Genomic DNA, 14,724 nt, shown 5'->3' on the forward strand with positions numbered 1-14,724 from the left:
CTCAGTGCCCTGGGATAAATCCGTATTAGTTGCCACCATGCCTAATTTTTTAGTCAATTGTTCATACGCCTGTTGATTATATTCTTCCTGGGCTTTGATTTGTTTAGCTTGATAGATGGGGAGCAGTTCTTTTATTACGCCTTGGGTCGAAGCAGAGAGAGAGTTCCAAAAGTTGGTATTGAAAAATGTGTTATACCCCGACCAGGCATGGTTGGTTATGTTTAAATATTTGGTTACTTCATATAACTTAAAGCCTAGGGCTACAGACATGGGATTTTCCTGAGCTTGGACAGTACCATTTTTAAGAACTTCGAAAACTTGATTCATGGTAAATTGCTTAGGGACCGCACCTAAAGCTTCCATGGTCGCCATCATATCAGCGGAAGGAGGAGTACGAATTATCAGGCCTTGAAAGTCCTCTAGTTGATAAATTGGTTTGCTCTCTATGGACGTAACACTTCTCATGCCATTGTCAAAGGTGCCATTGGGCAAATAGGTGAGATTGTATTGGGAGACGGATTGATTAAGAATTTCAGCAAATAAGGGCTGATTAATAATTTCAAAAACTTCTTGGGGTGATTGATAAAAAAGTCCAATATTTTGAATGCCAATAACATCGGGACAGACTTTGTCAATAATGGGGCCAGCTACACTAACAATTTCAAAACGTCCGCCAGTAATAAATTGCACTGCTTGGGGATCGCCCGCCGGAAGGGAAGCATCCTCGGGCAGGGGGGAGACAAATAGTTCTCCATCGGTTTGCTTAAATACTTCCAGCCATAACTCTTCCAAAGCTTTATGTAAGGGGCTGGTATCGGGTTGGTTATGGAGGTGGAAGGCCCTAATTTTTGCTTGACCATAATATTCTCCATATTTCCCAGGAAGGGGCAGGATTTTATTTAAAATTTCCTGGGGGATGCCCTGGGCTAACAACTTCGGAGCGGCGATCGCCAACAGGGAACTGGCCCCAGCCAAAGCTAAAAAATTTCTCCGTGAATGTCTCATAGTTAGTACTAAATTGTGTTACTAATAAAGTTGATTTTTTAGGGTTTGAAGGTGTTGACAATAGCTTTCAAAATCTCCTCCGGTGCCTCCTCAGGAATGTAATGACCACATTGTTCAATTACATAACTTGTAATGTCATCACAATAGGGAGAAATACCGTTATAAATTAAAGATTTAGTGGCAAACTCTCCCCCCATAGCAAAAATAGGCTGGCTGAAATGGGTATCTGCCGTCGGCGTATTAGCTTTAGTTGTTTCCTCCAAAGCGGCATACCACAGAAACCCAGCTCTCATTGCCCCAGGACGACTATAGTAACGGGCATAGTAATCCATCACTTCCGGGGTAAGATTCTCTTTTAGTTTAGACTTATTAGTGAAGTACCAACTGAGATATTCCTTTTCCTTCCCCGTCACCAAGCTACTGGCTAAATCCGGCACCATATGGAAATAAAATTGCCATACCTTGGGGGCATTAACCACAGAAAAGAAATCATTACTGACCAGGCCAGGAATTGCCGCATCAATGAGCCCGGCCCCCAGTACGGCATCGGGAAAAAGTTTCAACACAGTAAAGGCAACCCAAGCCCCTACGTCATGACCGACTAAGTAAAAAGAATTAATCTCCTTTTTTGCTAAAAAATCTTTGATTTCCTTCGCCGCAGTGCCACAGTCGTAAGGGCCATCAGGAATGTCTGAATCCCCTTGACCCCTCATGTCCAAGGCAATAACGTGGAAATGTTGCCCCAATTGTTCCCACAAAAGTCGCCAGACGTAACAGGTTTGGGGCCAGCCCCCCAATAATAATAAAGGTTCTCCCCTTCCCCCTTCTATGGCATGGAGAGTGACATCTCCAACGGTGGTATAGGTGTGGTCAAAACCAGAAGGCAAAGTAATGGGAATATAGGGCTGATTCATGGTGATGTACTTGATAAATTTATTGATTTTGGTAAGTTTGCCGTAGAAATTTCACTCCATCCCTAGCAATCTCTGCGCTACTGGCAGCCAGGGGGCGCCAAAGACGGGCTCCAGAAGCTAATTCTTTATCTTCAAAATTAAAACTTTCAATGGTTACCCAGCCTTGATAATTAATTTCCTCCAAAACCTTAAACCAATCACTCCAAGCAAAGGAATCACTACCCGGTGTGCCCCGGTCTTTAGCACAGGCATGGATATGAAAGCATTTGTTGCCTGCTCGATGAAAGGCTTGGAGCACGTTCTTTTCCTCAATATTCATGTGGAATAAATCCAGTAAAAGCCCCACTTGGTCGCAATTGAGCGCGTCCATTAGCGCTAAACCCTGCTCAACGGTATTGAGAGCATAACCCTGAAAACGATTCAACGGCTCGATCGCCAATTTAAGATCAGTTTTCACTAGGGTTTCTGCCACCAACTTAAATGCGTCCTGCATGCGGATGACTTCCTTTCTTTGTAGGGGTTCCCCACTGAGATGACCCACGGGATGGGGAAACGGCCCCGACAGTTGGGTGATGCCACATTGCTGACAGAATACAATTGCCCTTTGTAGATAGGCAATGGAATCCCGCCAACGGACCTCATCCTCGGTGGTCAGGGATAGGCCCTGAGGCAAACTAGTACAAAAAGTTAACTCCAAACCCGATTGATGAGCAAAATCCTTCAGCCGTCCAGGATCAATTTGATCAAAGAAATGGCTGGCGATTTCAACCCCATCAAACTGCCAGACCTTAGCATCTCGAAAAATATATTCTTCTTGACCAAGGAATTCTTTTTTCCAGATAAAGGTATGAACTCCAAATTTGATTTGGGGAGGGTCAATCATGAGCAAGTTACCGATTTATCGCCACGGTTAAAAGCCTCAATTGTTTCAATCACTTTAGTCAAGGCTTGTGTATTTTCTAGTTTGGCCAAATTGCTCGGAAATTCGTCACTAATGGCAGAAACATACTGCATCATATAGGAGCTTTGATTAATGCCAAACTTGGGGGCTTCAGTGACAAAAGCATTGCGTTGTGCCTCGGTCAATGTGGGTAAATTATTCAAGTCTTCAATATGGGCCCCCACTGCGGAGAAATACTCCCGCATACCGCCATCGTGATATTCAAAGTCTGGAGCAATTGCATCCCGCACCCAAATCATCGTAATTGGCAAGGTTTCATCGGTGGGATTCACAAAGCCGTGCATAAAAGTATGAGGAGAATAAATCACCTGCTTGGGTTGGGGGGTAATAGCATAAAGCGAAGCTCGGCCAGCGGCTTCCATGGTGGGAGGCTTGCCCATGTCGGGAAACTTACGTTCACTATGGAAAATTTCGATCCCCCCCTGAGGAGGCCAGAAAAATTCGTTGATGTAGTAGTGGACATGGGGCAAAGGGCCGGCACCAGGGGGAATTTGGGCGTTGGTAATGGCAAAGCCAAAGTCTTTGGTGGAGCAGGAGGCAATTTCAAAAATTTCGTTGGCCGGGGTTAGAATTCGCAATGGATTCTCCAACTTCGGCATGGGAATATTTTCAATGCTATGGGTCAGTGAATCTTTCGATTGCGCCAAGCTTTGCCCAAAGACCACTCCTCCCACGGCGATCGCCAACACCAGAGCCCAACCCCAACTCCTAAGTTTGAACATAGTTGATTTCCTTTAAATTAAAGATAAGTTGTCAAGAAATATATCTCTAAAATCCAAATTTCTGCTTGATTAAGGTGTAAGTAACTTGACCCAAAAGACAGGCCCCTGCAGCCACTAAACCTTCAAAAGGAGGAACGGGTAAGGGTAATTTGAAAAAACCAAAAATCACTCCCAAAATCCAACCACCAAGAATAGCAAACCCTAATTCCTTATTCATAAATTTTCCCTAGAAATCCTAGAAAGGCTAAAAACAAGTAACAGAACTATCGCCTTGATTATAGGCATTAATTGTCTCGATAATCTCGTTTAAACTTTGATCATCTTTGAGGTTTGCTAGTGCCGCTGGTGGTTGATTATCAAGCTTATTAACATATTGGAGAAAATAATAGCTTTGGTTAATGCCGTAGTCAGGGGCATGGGTAACGAATTTTTCCCTGGCTTGGTCAGTGATTTTCGGCAATTTTTTCATATTTTTAATTGGAATACCCACATCTTTGAAATATTCACGAATACCACCGTCGTGGAATTCATATTCTGGAGAAGTGGGATCCTGCCGCCAAATGAAAGTAAGGGGACGGGTTTCCGAGGTGATATTGACGAAACCATGCACTCGATATTTGGGACCGTAGACAATCTGATTAGGCTCGGTTTGCACTGTGTAAATGGTGGCATTTCCCCCCTGGGTCACAGTGGCGGGATTGTCTAGATCGGGGTATTCTTTTGTGCTTTGAAATAATTCCAAGCCCCCCTGGGGAGTCCAAAACCACTCATTGGTGTAGTGGTGAATGTGGGGCAAGGGCCCGGCTCCCGCTGGAATTTGGGCATTGGCAATGGTGAAGCCAATTCCCTCGGCATTACAGGTGGAAAACTCAAAAATTTCCCCCGCTGGCCCTAATATTTTTTCTGTATTTTCGATGTTAGGGCTAGGGAAATTATCCAACGTGGCGATCGCCAATGCTTTGGGGCAAATTATGGTCAGGCTCCCCAGAGCTATCAATAGTACCAGCAATAATTGGGACAACAACAGAGGAAAGCTTTTCATGTTTTTATGGAAGTTGACAGAAATTTATAATGTTTCAAATTCGGCTATTTTATAAATTTTAATTTCTGCTGCCTTAGCCAGTAAATCTGGAGATTTTTCCACAAATTCGTGAAAGTAAGGGGTCTGAAAATGATATTCTAAGGCCGCACGATTTCGCCATACTTCAAAAAAAAGAAACGTGTTATTCTCTGTTTCATCCTCATAAAAGCTGTAGGATATACAACCGGGTTCCGACCGAGAAGGTCCAATAAAAGTCTGGGATAGGGCGATAAATTCTTCCCTTTTCTCCGGTTTTACCTTGATGTTACCCGCCACAATAATAGACTGATTGGCTCCGCCATCACCATCTGCTAAAGTCGGCAAAGGAAGAAAAAGGATACTTAATAAAAAAAACAGTGGAATTACTAGGGTCAAAAGTACCCCGACCAACATCCCCTGACCACGGAATAAAGCTCTAGTTTTCATGGCATCGATAATTGCAAAAGTAGTTAAAGGTCAGTCGGAAAACAAGTAACATAAATAGTGCGGGAAAACTTAGGATTTCCCACGTCCCCTTAAATTCTAGGGTTAGGGCACCCTGCGAAGAGCTTTGACAAAAACAATAACACGCTTGGCTGTCCCCAGCCATTATAAGAAAAACTTTAAACAGGCATTATTTTTTTAACATTTTTTCACATTAATCAGCATAGCTTATTGTTATTTCAAGAGTTAGCCATAATTCTTGTCCTGGAGGTAAGTGTTTCGGCGATCGCCAAAGTCAAACTTTCCTGACTAATGGGACTGCGGCGTAGGGCTGAGCAGAAGAAATCCAAGGTAAATGAACTCAGTTCAGGGGAAGCTTTGGTAACATTTTGTCACAGTGGAGCACATAGTAAAAAGCCATGGTATGCTTTTCAACAAACCATCGGCTGACAGGGAAAACAAAATCCTGTTTCTGCCCTATTGTTCGCGTCATTAGATTTCTTTTAGGTTATCTTTATGTCATCTATGCCAGCAAGAAGAAATTACTATTTAAACCTGAAGGCTAACTATTCCCAACCAGGGCTGGTGCCAGAAAGTCTGCGGCAGGAACTAATCGAAGAAGGGCTCAAATATGTGGCCATGAAAGAAGCCACCTTGCCCGCCATTGATGCCAACTACACCTTGGAAATCATTGAGCAGGAAAATAAAGACTGGTGGCCTACCCACTGTGAAGCTCTCCGCCAGGGCCGGGGAGATATTCTCACCGGAGAGTATCGAGAGGATTTGGTCTATTTTTGCCAGGACGGCCCTTACTCCGGCTTGGAACAACAACAGGAACGGGAAAAGCACTGGTGGGCCCTCATAGCCCAGCCCGGGGTAACTATGGTCTGGCCCATTGTCATGTTCTATGGCGAGCATACTTTTTTTGAGTGGAAGTGTGTGGACGATGAAACCCATGAAACCATTGCGAAGGGGAATGTCACCTGGGTGCGTCGGGGTCACCGGGGCGGTTGTTACTTAAAAACCGAGCAACTGACCTTTTACCGGGATGTGTTTGCTCCGGATAATTTGCTGAAACTTATTACCACCTAGGATAGGAGTTGGACCCAATGAGCAAGTTTAAAAATGCCGTGTTGGACGATCAGGATTTACAGGCAGGTTTAAGCGGCATTAATCCTAAATTTGGTGACTTCTGCACCAGGGTGGCCGGGGAAGCCTGGGGATTGCCTTTAATTGATCAAAAGACCAAAGCCTTGATTTTGATTGCGGTGGATGTGGCAAATCAGACCCTTGATGTTCCCTTCCCAGCCCATGTGGATATGGCCCTTAAACAAGGGGCAACCAAAGAGGAAATTGAAGAGGTGCTTTTATTGATGTGTGTCTATGGTGGATTTAATAAAGCCGCCGGTGCTTTTGCTGCTTTAAAGGCGATCTTTGAAACTGATTCCTAACTAAATTAATTAGCTTATTAGCTCATAGAAAAACAATAATTATGACCACAGTAAAAGGCAAAATTGGTGTCTTGATCGAAGAACACTTTGACGGCACTGAATACCGCTGGTTTAATGAATATTTTCCCGCCCATGGTTATGAAGTTGAATACATCAGCCACCTTTGGGGTCAACCAGAACTTAAATTTGGTTCTAACCCAGAAAATGATCAAGTGGAATACCATGTCACCGTCACAACGGAAGTCAATGATATAGACCCCAAAGATTACAAAGGTATCATTGCCATTGGGGCCTACGCCATGGACCGCCTACGGTACCAAGCCACAGTAAAAAAAGGAGAAAAAAATCAGGCCCCAGGGGTGGTTTTTCTGCGCAAAGCAGTGGGCACCAAAGGTTTGAAAATAGGCACCATTTGCCATAGTTTGTGGCTATTTTGTGCCGATCCCGATTTACTTAAGGGGAAAAAGGTTACCTGTGCCCACAACATTATTTGTGACGTGGAAAACGCTGGGGCTGATGTGGTGTACGAAGGAGACCAAACCTCCGAATTAGTGATTGACGGCGATCTAATTACCGGCAAACATCCCGGCATGATTGAACAATTTGTCAAAGTTTTTGTTGAGCAAATCGAAGCTTAGATTTTAAATCGGTACTGAATCCCCATGAATGCTCAAATTAATTTCCCCGTTTCTGATCTGATTGCCGGTTATGTGGTGAGCTATGACGCCGAGGATGGCATTTTTGTCCTCCACACCTCCGATCGCCGGGAATTCAAAGTTAAGCTCAGTCCCATGGCCTATGCCAAAGTAATCCAAAACTTTGATGAGGCCTATATTGATGCGACGGGGACCATGGGGGCATGGTTAACTCCCGGCAGATTTCTGTTTGTTTACGGTGTTTTTTATCCAGACAGCGATGTTTTTGACGGTAAACAGGTGGTTTTTGCAGGGAAAAAAGCCGAGGAATATGTTTTTGAAAAACAAGATTGGTGGATTAAACAGGTTTATGCCCTGGGTAAGTTTTATATCAAGGCTCAATTTGGCGAAGATGCCATTGATTATCGTTATTACCGCACTGATCTTTCCGTCAGTGGGCAACGATCCAGCGTTAATTTTCGCCAGGAAACCGATACCATTTCTCGCCTAGTCTATGGTTTTGCCACGGCGTTTATGATGACCGGTGAAGACCAATTCCTCGAAGCGGCGGAGAAAGGGACGGAATATTTGCGGGAGCATATGCGCTTTGTCGATAAGGACGAAGATATTATTTATTGGTACCATGCCATTGATGTGCAGGGGGAAAAGGAACAGAAAATCTTTGCTTCGGAATTTGGCGATGACTACGATGCCATTCCCGCCTACGAACAAATCTATGCTTTGGCTGGGCCAATCCAAACCTACCGTTGCACTGGCGATCGCCGCATTCTCCACGATGCCGAACAGACCATCAAATTGTTCGATAAATTTTTCCTCGATCAAAGTGAATATGGTGGTTACTTCTCCCACCTCGACCCGTTAATGTTAGATCCCCGCAGTGAATCCTTGGGGCGCAACCAAGCCAGAAAAAACTGGAATTCCGTCGGGGACCATGCTCCGGCTTATTTGATTAACCTTTGGCTGGCCACGGGTGAACAAAAATATGCAGACATGTTGGAATATACCTTCGACACCATTGAAAAGTACTTTCCCGACTACGACAACAGCCCCTTTGTGCAGGAAAGATTTTACGAGGACTGGAGCCATGACACTACCTGGGGGTGGCAGCAAAATCGGGCCGTGGTGGGCCATAACCTCAAAATTGCCTGGAATTTGATGCGCATGAATAGCCTCAAACCCAAGGAAAAATATGTGGAGTTGGCCAAGAAAATTTCTGACCTTATGCCGGGGGTGGGCAGTGACCAACAGCGGGGCGGCTGGTATGACGTAGTGGAGCGCCTCCTGGACAACAACAGTGGTTACCATCAATTTGTTTGGCATGACCGCAAGGCCTGGTGGCAGCAGGAACAGGCCATTTTGGCTTACCTGATCATGGGAGGCGCTTTGGATAGCGACGAATACCATCGCCATGGTCGGGAAGCGGCGGCTTTTTACAATGCTTGGTTCCTAGATTTGGAAGATGGGGGCATTTATTTTAACGTTCTTGCCAACGGCATTCCCTACCTAGCTGGTGGTAACGAACGGGCTAAGGGGAGTCATTCCATGAGTGGTTACCACTCCTTTGAATTGTGCTATCTGGCGGCAGTATATACCAATTTCTTGATCGCCAAGCACCCCATGGACTTTTACTTTAAGCCCCTACCCAATGGTTTCCCCGACGGAATTTTGAGGGTCTCCCCCGATATTCTTCCTCCAGGCAGTGTGGCGATCGCCAGTGTGGAAATTGACGGCCAACCATATGAAAATTTTGATGCCCAACAGCTGACAGTCCAGCTTCCCGACACCCAGGAAAGGGTCAAAGTAAAAGTTCGTTTAATTCCCACCAACTAACCGAAATCCATGGACATTCAGATTGACCAACAGGAAGACATTGTCCTTGTCACCTTAGGGGGGGAAGTAGACGCCAACACTGCGCCCCAAATCCACCAAGCCATTCTTCCCCATGCCCAGCCAGGGGCAAAAATTCTCTTGGATATGACCGGGGTGCCCTACATGTCCAGCGCCGGGTTAAGGCTTTTGCTCTACCTCTATCGCCAAACCAAAGGTAACTCCGCCCAATTGGTTCTAGTCGGCCTGTCAGAAGAACTGCTGGACACCATGGCCGTAACTGGTTTTCTCGACTTTTTTTCGATTTGTCCCACCCTTGCTGAAGGCAAGAACGCATTCTCTTAGGCCACCATGGAACGCATTGATGTCCATCCGACCCACACCATTAACGGTTATCAGCTCCGCTGTGGCCAGCCTTTCCCCTTTGGGGCCACCATTGTGCCAGGGGGGGTTAACTTCTCCATTTATTCCAGCCATAGTACCGACTGTACCCTCGTGCTATTCGAGAAGCAGGGCTCCCAACCCTTTGTGGAAATTCCCTTTCCAGAATCTTTTCGCATTGGTAACGTCTACTGCATGGTGGTATTTGACCTGGATTTCGAAAATTTGGAATACGGCTACCGCATGGATGGCCCCAATAACTTCCAGCAAGGCCATTGGTTCGATACCAGTAAAATTTTGCTTGATCCCTACGCCAAAGTGGTCAGCGGCCGGGACGTCTGGGGCACCCAACCCAATTGGGATGACATTTACCAACACCGGGGACGCCTGAGCTTTGACGATTTTGATTGGGAAAATGACTCTCCTCTAGAGGTTCCCCTGGAAGATATGGTCATCTATGAAATGCATGTGCGGGGCTTCACCAAAGACCCTTCCTCCGGAGTTAAGGAAAATCACCAGGGGACCTTTGCTGGCATTCTGGCCAAAATTCCCTACCTACAGGAATTAGGCGTCAACACCATCGAATTGATGCCGGTGTTTGAGTTTGACGAGTTTGAACATAGCCGTTACCACCCAGAAACAGGGGAGTTTTTGGTTAACTACTGGGGCTATAGCACCGTTAATTTTTTCGCCCCCAAAGCAGGCTACGCGGCCACAGGCAAATTTGGCATGCAGATTGACGAGCTGAAAAACCTAGTCAAAGAACTGCATAAAGTGGGCATTTCCGTGATTTTAGATGTGGTATTTAACCACACGGCGGAAGGCAATGAACGGGGCCCCACCATTTCCTTTCGGGGATTAGATAACAAAACCTATTACATGCTCACTCCGGAGGGTTACTATTTCAATTTCAGTGGCACCGGCAATACCCTCAATTGCAATAACCCCATTGTGCGGGGCATGGTATTGGACTGTCTGCGTTACTGGACAGCGGAATTTCACATTGATGGTTTTCGCTTTGATTTAGCCTCCATTTTGGGTCGCGATCCCTGGGGCTATCCTTTGGCCAATCCGCCCCTATTGGAAACCCTGGCTTTTGATCCCATTTTGGCCCGGTCTAAATTAATTGCCGAAGCCTGGGACGCAGGGGGACTATACCAAGTAGGTTGTTTTCCTAGTTATGGCCGCTGGGCGGAATGGAACGGCAAATACCGGGATACGGTGCGGAAATTTATCAAAGGGGATGTAGGGGTCATTGGGGAAATGGCCCAACGGCTACAGGGGTCCCCCGATCTTTACCAAGGGGCAGGGCGACCTCCTTCCACTTCCATCAATTTTGTTACGGCCCACGACGGTTTTACCCTAGCGGATTTGGTGGCCTATAACTACAAACATAACTACGCCAACGGGGAAAATAACAATGACGGAGCCAACGATAATTACAGTTGGAACTGCGGCGTAGAAGGTCCCACGGATGACCAGGGAATTCTCGCACTGCGGGCGCGCCAAATGCGTAACGCGATCGCCATTTTGTTGGTTAGTCAGGGAGTGCCCATGTTACTGATGGGGGACGAAATGGGCAAAACCCAGGGGGGTAATAATAATACCTACTGCCATGATTCCCCCTTGAATTGGCTCAATTGGAATTTACTCCAACAAAATCAGGACTGGTTCCGGTTTGTTAAACACTGTATTGCCTTCCGTTTGGCCCATCCTGTGCTACGCAATAGTGAACATTTCCAGAACTGCGATTACCTAGGGGCAGGTTTTCCTGATATCAGTTGGCATGGAGTAAGGGCTTGGCATGCTGATTGGTCTGCCGATAGCCGGGTTTTAGCTTTCATGCTCTGTGGTCAACATGCCAAAGGAGGCAAAGTTAAGGACAATCAAATTTATGTGGCCATGAATATGCACTACGAAAGTCTTTGGTTTGAACTGCCAGCCCCCCCGGTGGGCACTGTCTGGCACGTCTTTGCCAACACTGGAGCCCAACCTCCGGCAGATATTCATCCCCCTGGCCAGGAACCCCCTCTGGAATGCCAGTCGTCCATGCTCATTGGCGATCGGAGTGTAGTAATTTTATTGGCGAAGTAAATTGCCAAGGCAAATCTACTTTTATTCAATTATTCTTTTCTTATTAACCATGGCATTTAGCATTGAATTGGAAACCATTAATGGTCAGGCAAAATTAACCCTCATCGGCGAACTAGATGGGGGTACGGCTCCCTTGTTTAAAGAACAAATCGAAACAGCGGCCCAAGCTGATATCACCAGATTAGTTTTGATGATGGATCAGTTAGAATACATGTCTAGCGCCGGTTTAAGGGTTTTGGTGTTCGCCAAACAAAAAATGGGAATGGGGGTAGAGATTTTTTTGGTGGGAACCCAGGAAATGGTTAACGATACCATTGAGCAAACAGGGCTGCATCAAAGCTTTCACATGGTAGATAGTTACGATTTTGCAGTCTGAGGCCGCTAAATACCCATAATCCTTTTATTAACTCGGGGAGAGAGGAACTAATTGCCTAACAATAAAGCAGAAACCGCATTGGTAGAAACCTAAATTATTCTCGGTACAGCACCCCATGAAACTGATTCAACCGTTCATGCAATCAATTCGGTTTCGCATTGTTGGGCTTCTACTACTTTGTCTGATTCCTCCTACACTGGGAGGGATTTTTCTCATCGACTCCTATACGGGAAGGCAATTAAAAAAAATTGCAGAAAAAGATCTTCAAAGCCGTGCAAGGTTGATTACCCAATTAATTTCCCGTGCAGATCGGGAGCGGCAACAAAGTACTGCTTTTGTTGCTTCCGAACCAGTAATAACTGAATTCAATGTCGAAGAATCCCGGTATTTTTTAAACGAGTTCGTTAAATTTCATCAATGGAATGGCTTCTTCGTCGTTGCTAACCAAGAGGGAGAGTTAGTTGCCGGCAGTGATGGTGCCAATCAAGAAAAAGAATTGCCTCTGAAACGTTGGTTTGAAGAGGTAAAAGAAGCAAAGCGGCATGTAAACCGTTTATTTCCTGGAAAGACTTATGCAGAGAGTAAGGATTGTTTAATTGTGCCTATCCACAACAAAAATGATCAAACTCAAATTGGCATTGTTGTGGGCTGTGTTCCCCTGCCAATTATTGCTGATTTTGTTCAAAAAATTCTAAAGGATGCTGAGCTTGAGCGTATCTTGTTAGTCAATTACCAAGGATATGTTTATGCCGATACCGATATCAAAAACTATAGCGTACTAGAAAACAGAAAAAACTCTCTTCTTGTTAATCAATTGCTCAATAACCAAGGTGGATTTGTTTATAGCCAAGGCCGGTTTTCTTATCTTTCTCCCGTTCATTTGCGTGGAACAAAAACCTGGGGGCTAATTGTAGAAAATTCAGAATCTGATATTCAAACAGCTATTTTGAATGTTAATAGAATTGGCTATCTGTTGCTTTTAGTAATTGGAGTGATTGTGGCCTATGCTTCCTGGAGTGTCGTCCACCACAGCACAATTCCTATTTTAGAACTTACTAAGGCCTCCCAGGCGATCGCCGAAGGAAATTTGAACTATCCCATCACAGTTCAGGGCAAGGATGAAATAGGCATTTTGGGTAACAGCTTCATTCATATGAGAAATCAAATTAAAACCTTGATTGCCCAGGAAATTAAAGATGGTATGAACCGCTTGGAGCTGGAAAAAGGCCGACAAATCCAACAGAACTTTTTGCCCATTAGCTTACCCCAGTTACCCCAGTGGCAAATAAATGCTGTTTTTGAACCGGCTCGAACCGTCTCTGGCGATTTTTATGACGCTTTTTTGCTAGGCAATGGCTATTTGGCGATCGTCATCGGTGACGTATGCGACAAAGGAGTAGGAGCCGCCATGTTTATGGGTCTATTCCGTAGTTTATTAAGGGTATTTTCTGGAGAAACCATGCCAGGAGATACCTGTATTCGTGACGTTAACTATAAATGTAGTGTCAGTGATAGTGATGACAAAAAAAAGGTTATTGTACAATTTTTAAATGCAGTGCGACTTACTAATGATTACATTGCCACTGAACATGGAGACATGGCCATGTTTGCCACTTTATTTTTTGGTGTAATTGATATTAGTAATGGCAATCTAAGTTATATCAATGCTGGTCATGAACCAGTTTTTATTTTAAATTCTGAGGGTATTAAGCACAAATTAAAATCCACTAGTCCCGCTGTGGGGATGATGCCCGACTCCACTTTCACAATTGATAGTCTAACAATCGACCCTGGAGAAATATTAATTGGCTATACTGATGGTGTTACCGATGCCCGATCGCCAACTAAGGAATTTTTTGGACGCAAAAGACTAGCGGAAACGTTAACAACAAATTTTTCGACAGGAACAAAAATTCTAGACATAGTCAAACAAGAATTAATCAGTCATATTGATGGTTCCATTCAGTTCGATGACATTACTATGATTGCTGTTTATCGTAATTAAGTGCCATGACTATTTTAAATTTTCCCGCTGATTTAGACGCCTTAAATAGTATTGGAAAACATATTTTAGATCAAGCTCAAGTGGTAGGATTACCAAAAAAAAGAGCTTATAAGTTGAGATTGGCAGTGGATGAATTGGCAACTAATATTATTAATTATGGCTATGCTAATGCACCGGGACACAATCAAATTAGTATCCAAGTAGAAGCGGATGAGCGTAAATTAAAGGTCACTATGGTGGATACTGGTCTCGCCTATGATCCCCGCGATCGCCAATTTGATCAATCAATTCTGAGCTTGGAGGCGGAGGACCGACCCATTGGTGGATTAGGAATTTTTTTGGCCCTGCAAAGCGTAGATGAATTTACCTATGAAGCGAGGGATGATAAAAATATTAGTTGTTTGGTGATGAACCTAGACTCCCCAGGCAATGGCTAATACGGCAGATTCTATGACGAGGTGGTACAATGAGGGACAAATATTCAGGGGAGTTCATCGAAAAGTAAAATGCCAGCTCTATCAGTTGATCTAAGAGAAAGAATAGTCAAGACCTATGAAGGTGGTGGAACCTCAATTAGAAAAGTAGCAGAGCAGTTTCAAGTAAGCAAAACGACCGTTCAGGATTTGCTTAAATTGAAACGAGAAACGGGACAAGTTTGTCCAAAAGCTCCCAGTGGTGGTAAACCTAGTCAACTTATGGGAAAAGAAGAGCAGGCGATAGCAATGGTGACAGAATATCCCGATTATACCCTTTCAGAATACTGTGAGCTATGGCTAGAAAGAACTGGTATTAAAATTAGCGAATCTACCATGTGTCGATTCTTGCAGA

General features: G+C 44.7%; 17 protein-coding genes. 10 read left to right on the forward strand and 7 right to left on the reverse strand.

The genetic code is table 11. The features are described from left to right. The 7 genes from IQ219_RS07720 to IQ219_RS07750 form a co-directional block, all read right to left on the reverse strand. On the reverse strand, positions 1 to 1,005 hold a 1,005-nt coding region (locus IQ219_RS07720), incomplete at its 3' end, for a TRAP transporter substrate-binding protein (protein ID WP_194072248.1). 38 nt (positions 1,006 to 1,043) lie between these two features. Then, positions 1,044 to 1,919 carry an alpha/beta fold hydrolase gene (locus IQ219_RS07725; protein WP_194072249.1) on the reverse strand — a complete coding sequence of 292 codons (876 nt, stop codon included), beginning with the start codon at positions 1,917 to 1,919 and terminating at the stop codon, positions 1,044 to 1,046. Positions 1,920 to 1,938: 19 nt separating this feature from the next. After that, positions 1,939 to 2,802 carry a sugar phosphate isomerase/epimerase gene (locus tag IQ219_RS07730; protein ID WP_194072250.1) on the reverse strand — a complete coding sequence of 288 codons (864 nt, stop codon included), beginning with the start codon at positions 2,800 to 2,802 and terminating at the stop codon, positions 1,939 to 1,941. Then, the gene (locus tag IQ219_RS07735) at positions 2,799 to 3,602 is read right to left on the reverse strand and encodes a cupin domain-containing protein (protein WP_194072251.1); all 804 of its coding nucleotides are present in this window, start codon (positions 3,600 to 3,602) and stop codon (positions 2,799 to 2,801) included. Before IQ219_RS07735 ends, IQ219_RS07730 begins: the two co-directional genes overlap by 4 nt. A 46-nt stretch (positions 3,603 to 3,648) precedes the next feature. Continuing rightward, entirely contained in the window at positions 3,649 to 3,819 is a 171-nt protein-coding gene (locus IQ219_RS07740) for a hypothetical protein (RefSeq protein WP_194072252.1), read from the reverse strand. 27 nt (positions 3,820 to 3,846) lie between these two features. Next, positions 3,847 to 4,644, reverse strand: coding sequence for a cupin domain-containing protein (locus tag IQ219_RS07745; RefSeq protein WP_194019006.1), 798 nt, complete (start codon positions 4,642 to 4,644; stop codon positions 3,847 to 3,849). Positions 4,645 to 4,668: 24 nt separating this feature from the next. Then, the gene (locus IQ219_RS07750; RefSeq protein WP_338116553.1) at positions 4,669 to 5,076 is read right to left on the reverse strand and encodes a putative quinol monooxygenase; all 408 of its coding nucleotides are present in this window, start codon (positions 5,074 to 5,076) and stop codon (positions 4,669 to 4,671) included. A gap of 555 nt (positions 5,077 to 5,631) precedes the next feature. Here IQ219_RS07750 and IQ219_RS07755 point away from each other — a divergent pair. The 10 genes from IQ219_RS07755 to IQ219_RS07800 all read left to right on the forward strand — a co-directional run. Continuing rightward, complete coding sequence (locus IQ219_RS07755; protein ID WP_194072258.1) at positions 5,632 to 6,198, forward strand: hypothetical protein; 567 nt, start codon at positions 5,632 to 5,634, stop codon at positions 6,196 to 6,198. A 17-nt stretch (positions 6,199 to 6,215) separates the two neighbouring features. After that, positions 6,216 to 6,557, forward strand: a complete 342-nt coding sequence (locus tag IQ219_RS07760; protein WP_190599731.1) for a carboxymuconolactone decarboxylase family protein — start codon at positions 6,216 to 6,218, stop codon at positions 6,555 to 6,557. Positions 6,558 to 6,598: 41 nt separating this feature from the next. After that, complete coding sequence (locus tag IQ219_RS07765) at positions 6,599 to 7,195, forward strand: DJ-1/PfpI family protein (RefSeq protein ID WP_194072253.1); 597 nt, start codon at positions 6,599 to 6,601, stop codon at positions 7,193 to 7,195. A gap of 24 nt (positions 7,196 to 7,219) precedes the next feature. Next, positions 7,220 to 9,043 (forward strand): AGE family epimerase/isomerase, encoded by a 1,824-nt coding sequence (locus IQ219_RS07770; protein WP_194072254.1) that lies wholly within the window; start codon positions 7,220 to 7,222, stop codon positions 9,041 to 9,043. Between the two features lie 9 nt (positions 9,044 to 9,052). Then, entirely contained in the window at positions 9,053 to 9,385 is a 333-nt protein-coding gene (locus IQ219_RS07775; protein ID WP_190599734.1) for an anti-sigma factor antagonist, read from the forward strand. Positions 9,386 to 9,391: 6 nt separating this feature from the next. After that, positions 9,392 to 11,515 carry a glycogen debranching protein GlgX gene (glgX, locus tag IQ219_RS07780; RefSeq protein ID WP_194072255.1) on the forward strand — a complete coding sequence of 708 codons (2,124 nt, stop codon included), beginning with the start codon at positions 9,392 to 9,394 and terminating at the stop codon, positions 11,513 to 11,515. 49 nt (positions 11,516 to 11,564) lie between these two features. Beyond that, on the forward strand, positions 11,565 to 11,891 hold the full coding sequence (locus IQ219_RS07785; RefSeq protein WP_190599736.1) for an anti-sigma factor antagonist: 327 nt from the start codon (positions 11,565 to 11,567) through the stop codon (positions 11,889 to 11,891). Between the two features lie 115 nt (positions 11,892 to 12,006). Further along, positions 12,007 to 13,896, forward strand: coding sequence for a PP2C family protein-serine/threonine phosphatase (locus IQ219_RS07790; protein ID WP_194072256.1), 1,890 nt, complete (start codon positions 12,007 to 12,009; stop codon positions 13,894 to 13,896). Positions 13,897 to 13,901: 5 nt separating this feature from the next. Beyond that, complete coding sequence (locus IQ219_RS07795; RefSeq protein WP_190599738.1) at positions 13,902 to 14,333, forward strand: anti-sigma regulatory factor; 432 nt, start codon at positions 13,902 to 13,904, stop codon at positions 14,331 to 14,333. Between the two features lie 69 nt (positions 14,334 to 14,402). Further along, positions 14,403 to 14,724, forward strand: a 322-nt coding sequence (locus tag IQ219_RS07800; RefSeq protein WP_194072257.1) for a helix-turn-helix domain-containing protein, incomplete at its 3' end; no start/stop codon positions are given.

Source organism: Synechocystis sp. LEGE 06083, assembly GCF_015207725.1.
Taxonomy (GTDB): Bacteria; Cyanobacteriota; Cyanobacteriia; order Cyanobacteriales; family Microcystaceae; genus Synechocystis; species Synechocystis salina.

Coding starts and splice junctions, on each gene's coding strand:
- IQ219_RS07725 (WP_194072249.1), bottom strand. CDS start 1,919: ATGAATCAGCCCTATATTCCCATTACTTTGCCTTCTGGTTTTGACCAC.
- IQ219_RS07730 (WP_194072250.1), bottom strand. CDS start 2,802: ATGATTGACCCTCCCCAAATCAAATTTGGAGTTCATACCTTTATCTGG.
- IQ219_RS07735 (WP_194072251.1), bottom strand. CDS start 3,602: ATGTTCAAACTTAGGAGTTGGGGTTGGGCTCTGGTGTTGGCGATCGCC.
- IQ219_RS07740 (WP_194072252.1), bottom strand. CDS start 3,819: ATGAATAAGGAATTAGGGTTTGCTATTCTTGGTGGTTGGATTTTGGGA.
- IQ219_RS07745 (WP_194019006.1), bottom strand. CDS start 4,644: ATGAAAAGCTTTCCTCTGTTGTTGTCCCAATTATTGCTGGTACTATTG.
- IQ219_RS07750 (WP_338116553.1), bottom strand. CDS start 5,076: ATGTTGGTCGGGGTACTTTTGACCCTAGTAATTCCACTGTTTTTTTTA.
- IQ219_RS07755 (WP_194072258.1), top strand. CDS start 5,632: ATGCCAGCAAGAAGAAATTACTATTTAAACCTGAAGGCTAACTATTCC.
- IQ219_RS07760 (WP_190599731.1), top strand. CDS start 6,216: ATGAGCAAGTTTAAAAATGCCGTGTTGGACGATCAGGATTTACAGGCA.
- IQ219_RS07765 (WP_194072253.1), top strand. CDS start 6,599: ATGACCACAGTAAAAGGCAAAATTGGTGTCTTGATCGAAGAACACTTT.
- IQ219_RS07770 (WP_194072254.1), top strand. CDS start 7,220: ATGAATGCTCAAATTAATTTCCCCGTTTCTGATCTGATTGCCGGTTAT.
- IQ219_RS07775 (WP_190599734.1), top strand. CDS start 9,053: ATGGACATTCAGATTGACCAACAGGAAGACATTGTCCTTGTCACCTTA.
- glgX (WP_194072255.1), top strand. CDS start 9,392: ATGGAACGCATTGATGTCCATCCGACCCACACCATTAACGGTTATCAG.
- IQ219_RS07785 (WP_190599736.1), top strand. CDS start 11,565: ATGGCATTTAGCATTGAATTGGAAACCATTAATGGTCAGGCAAAATTA.
- IQ219_RS07790 (WP_194072256.1), top strand. CDS start 12,007: ATGAAACTGATTCAACCGTTCATGCAATCAATTCGGTTTCGCATTGTT.
- IQ219_RS07795 (WP_190599738.1), top strand. CDS start 13,902: ATGACTATTTTAAATTTTCCCGCTGATTTAGACGCCTTAAATAGTATT.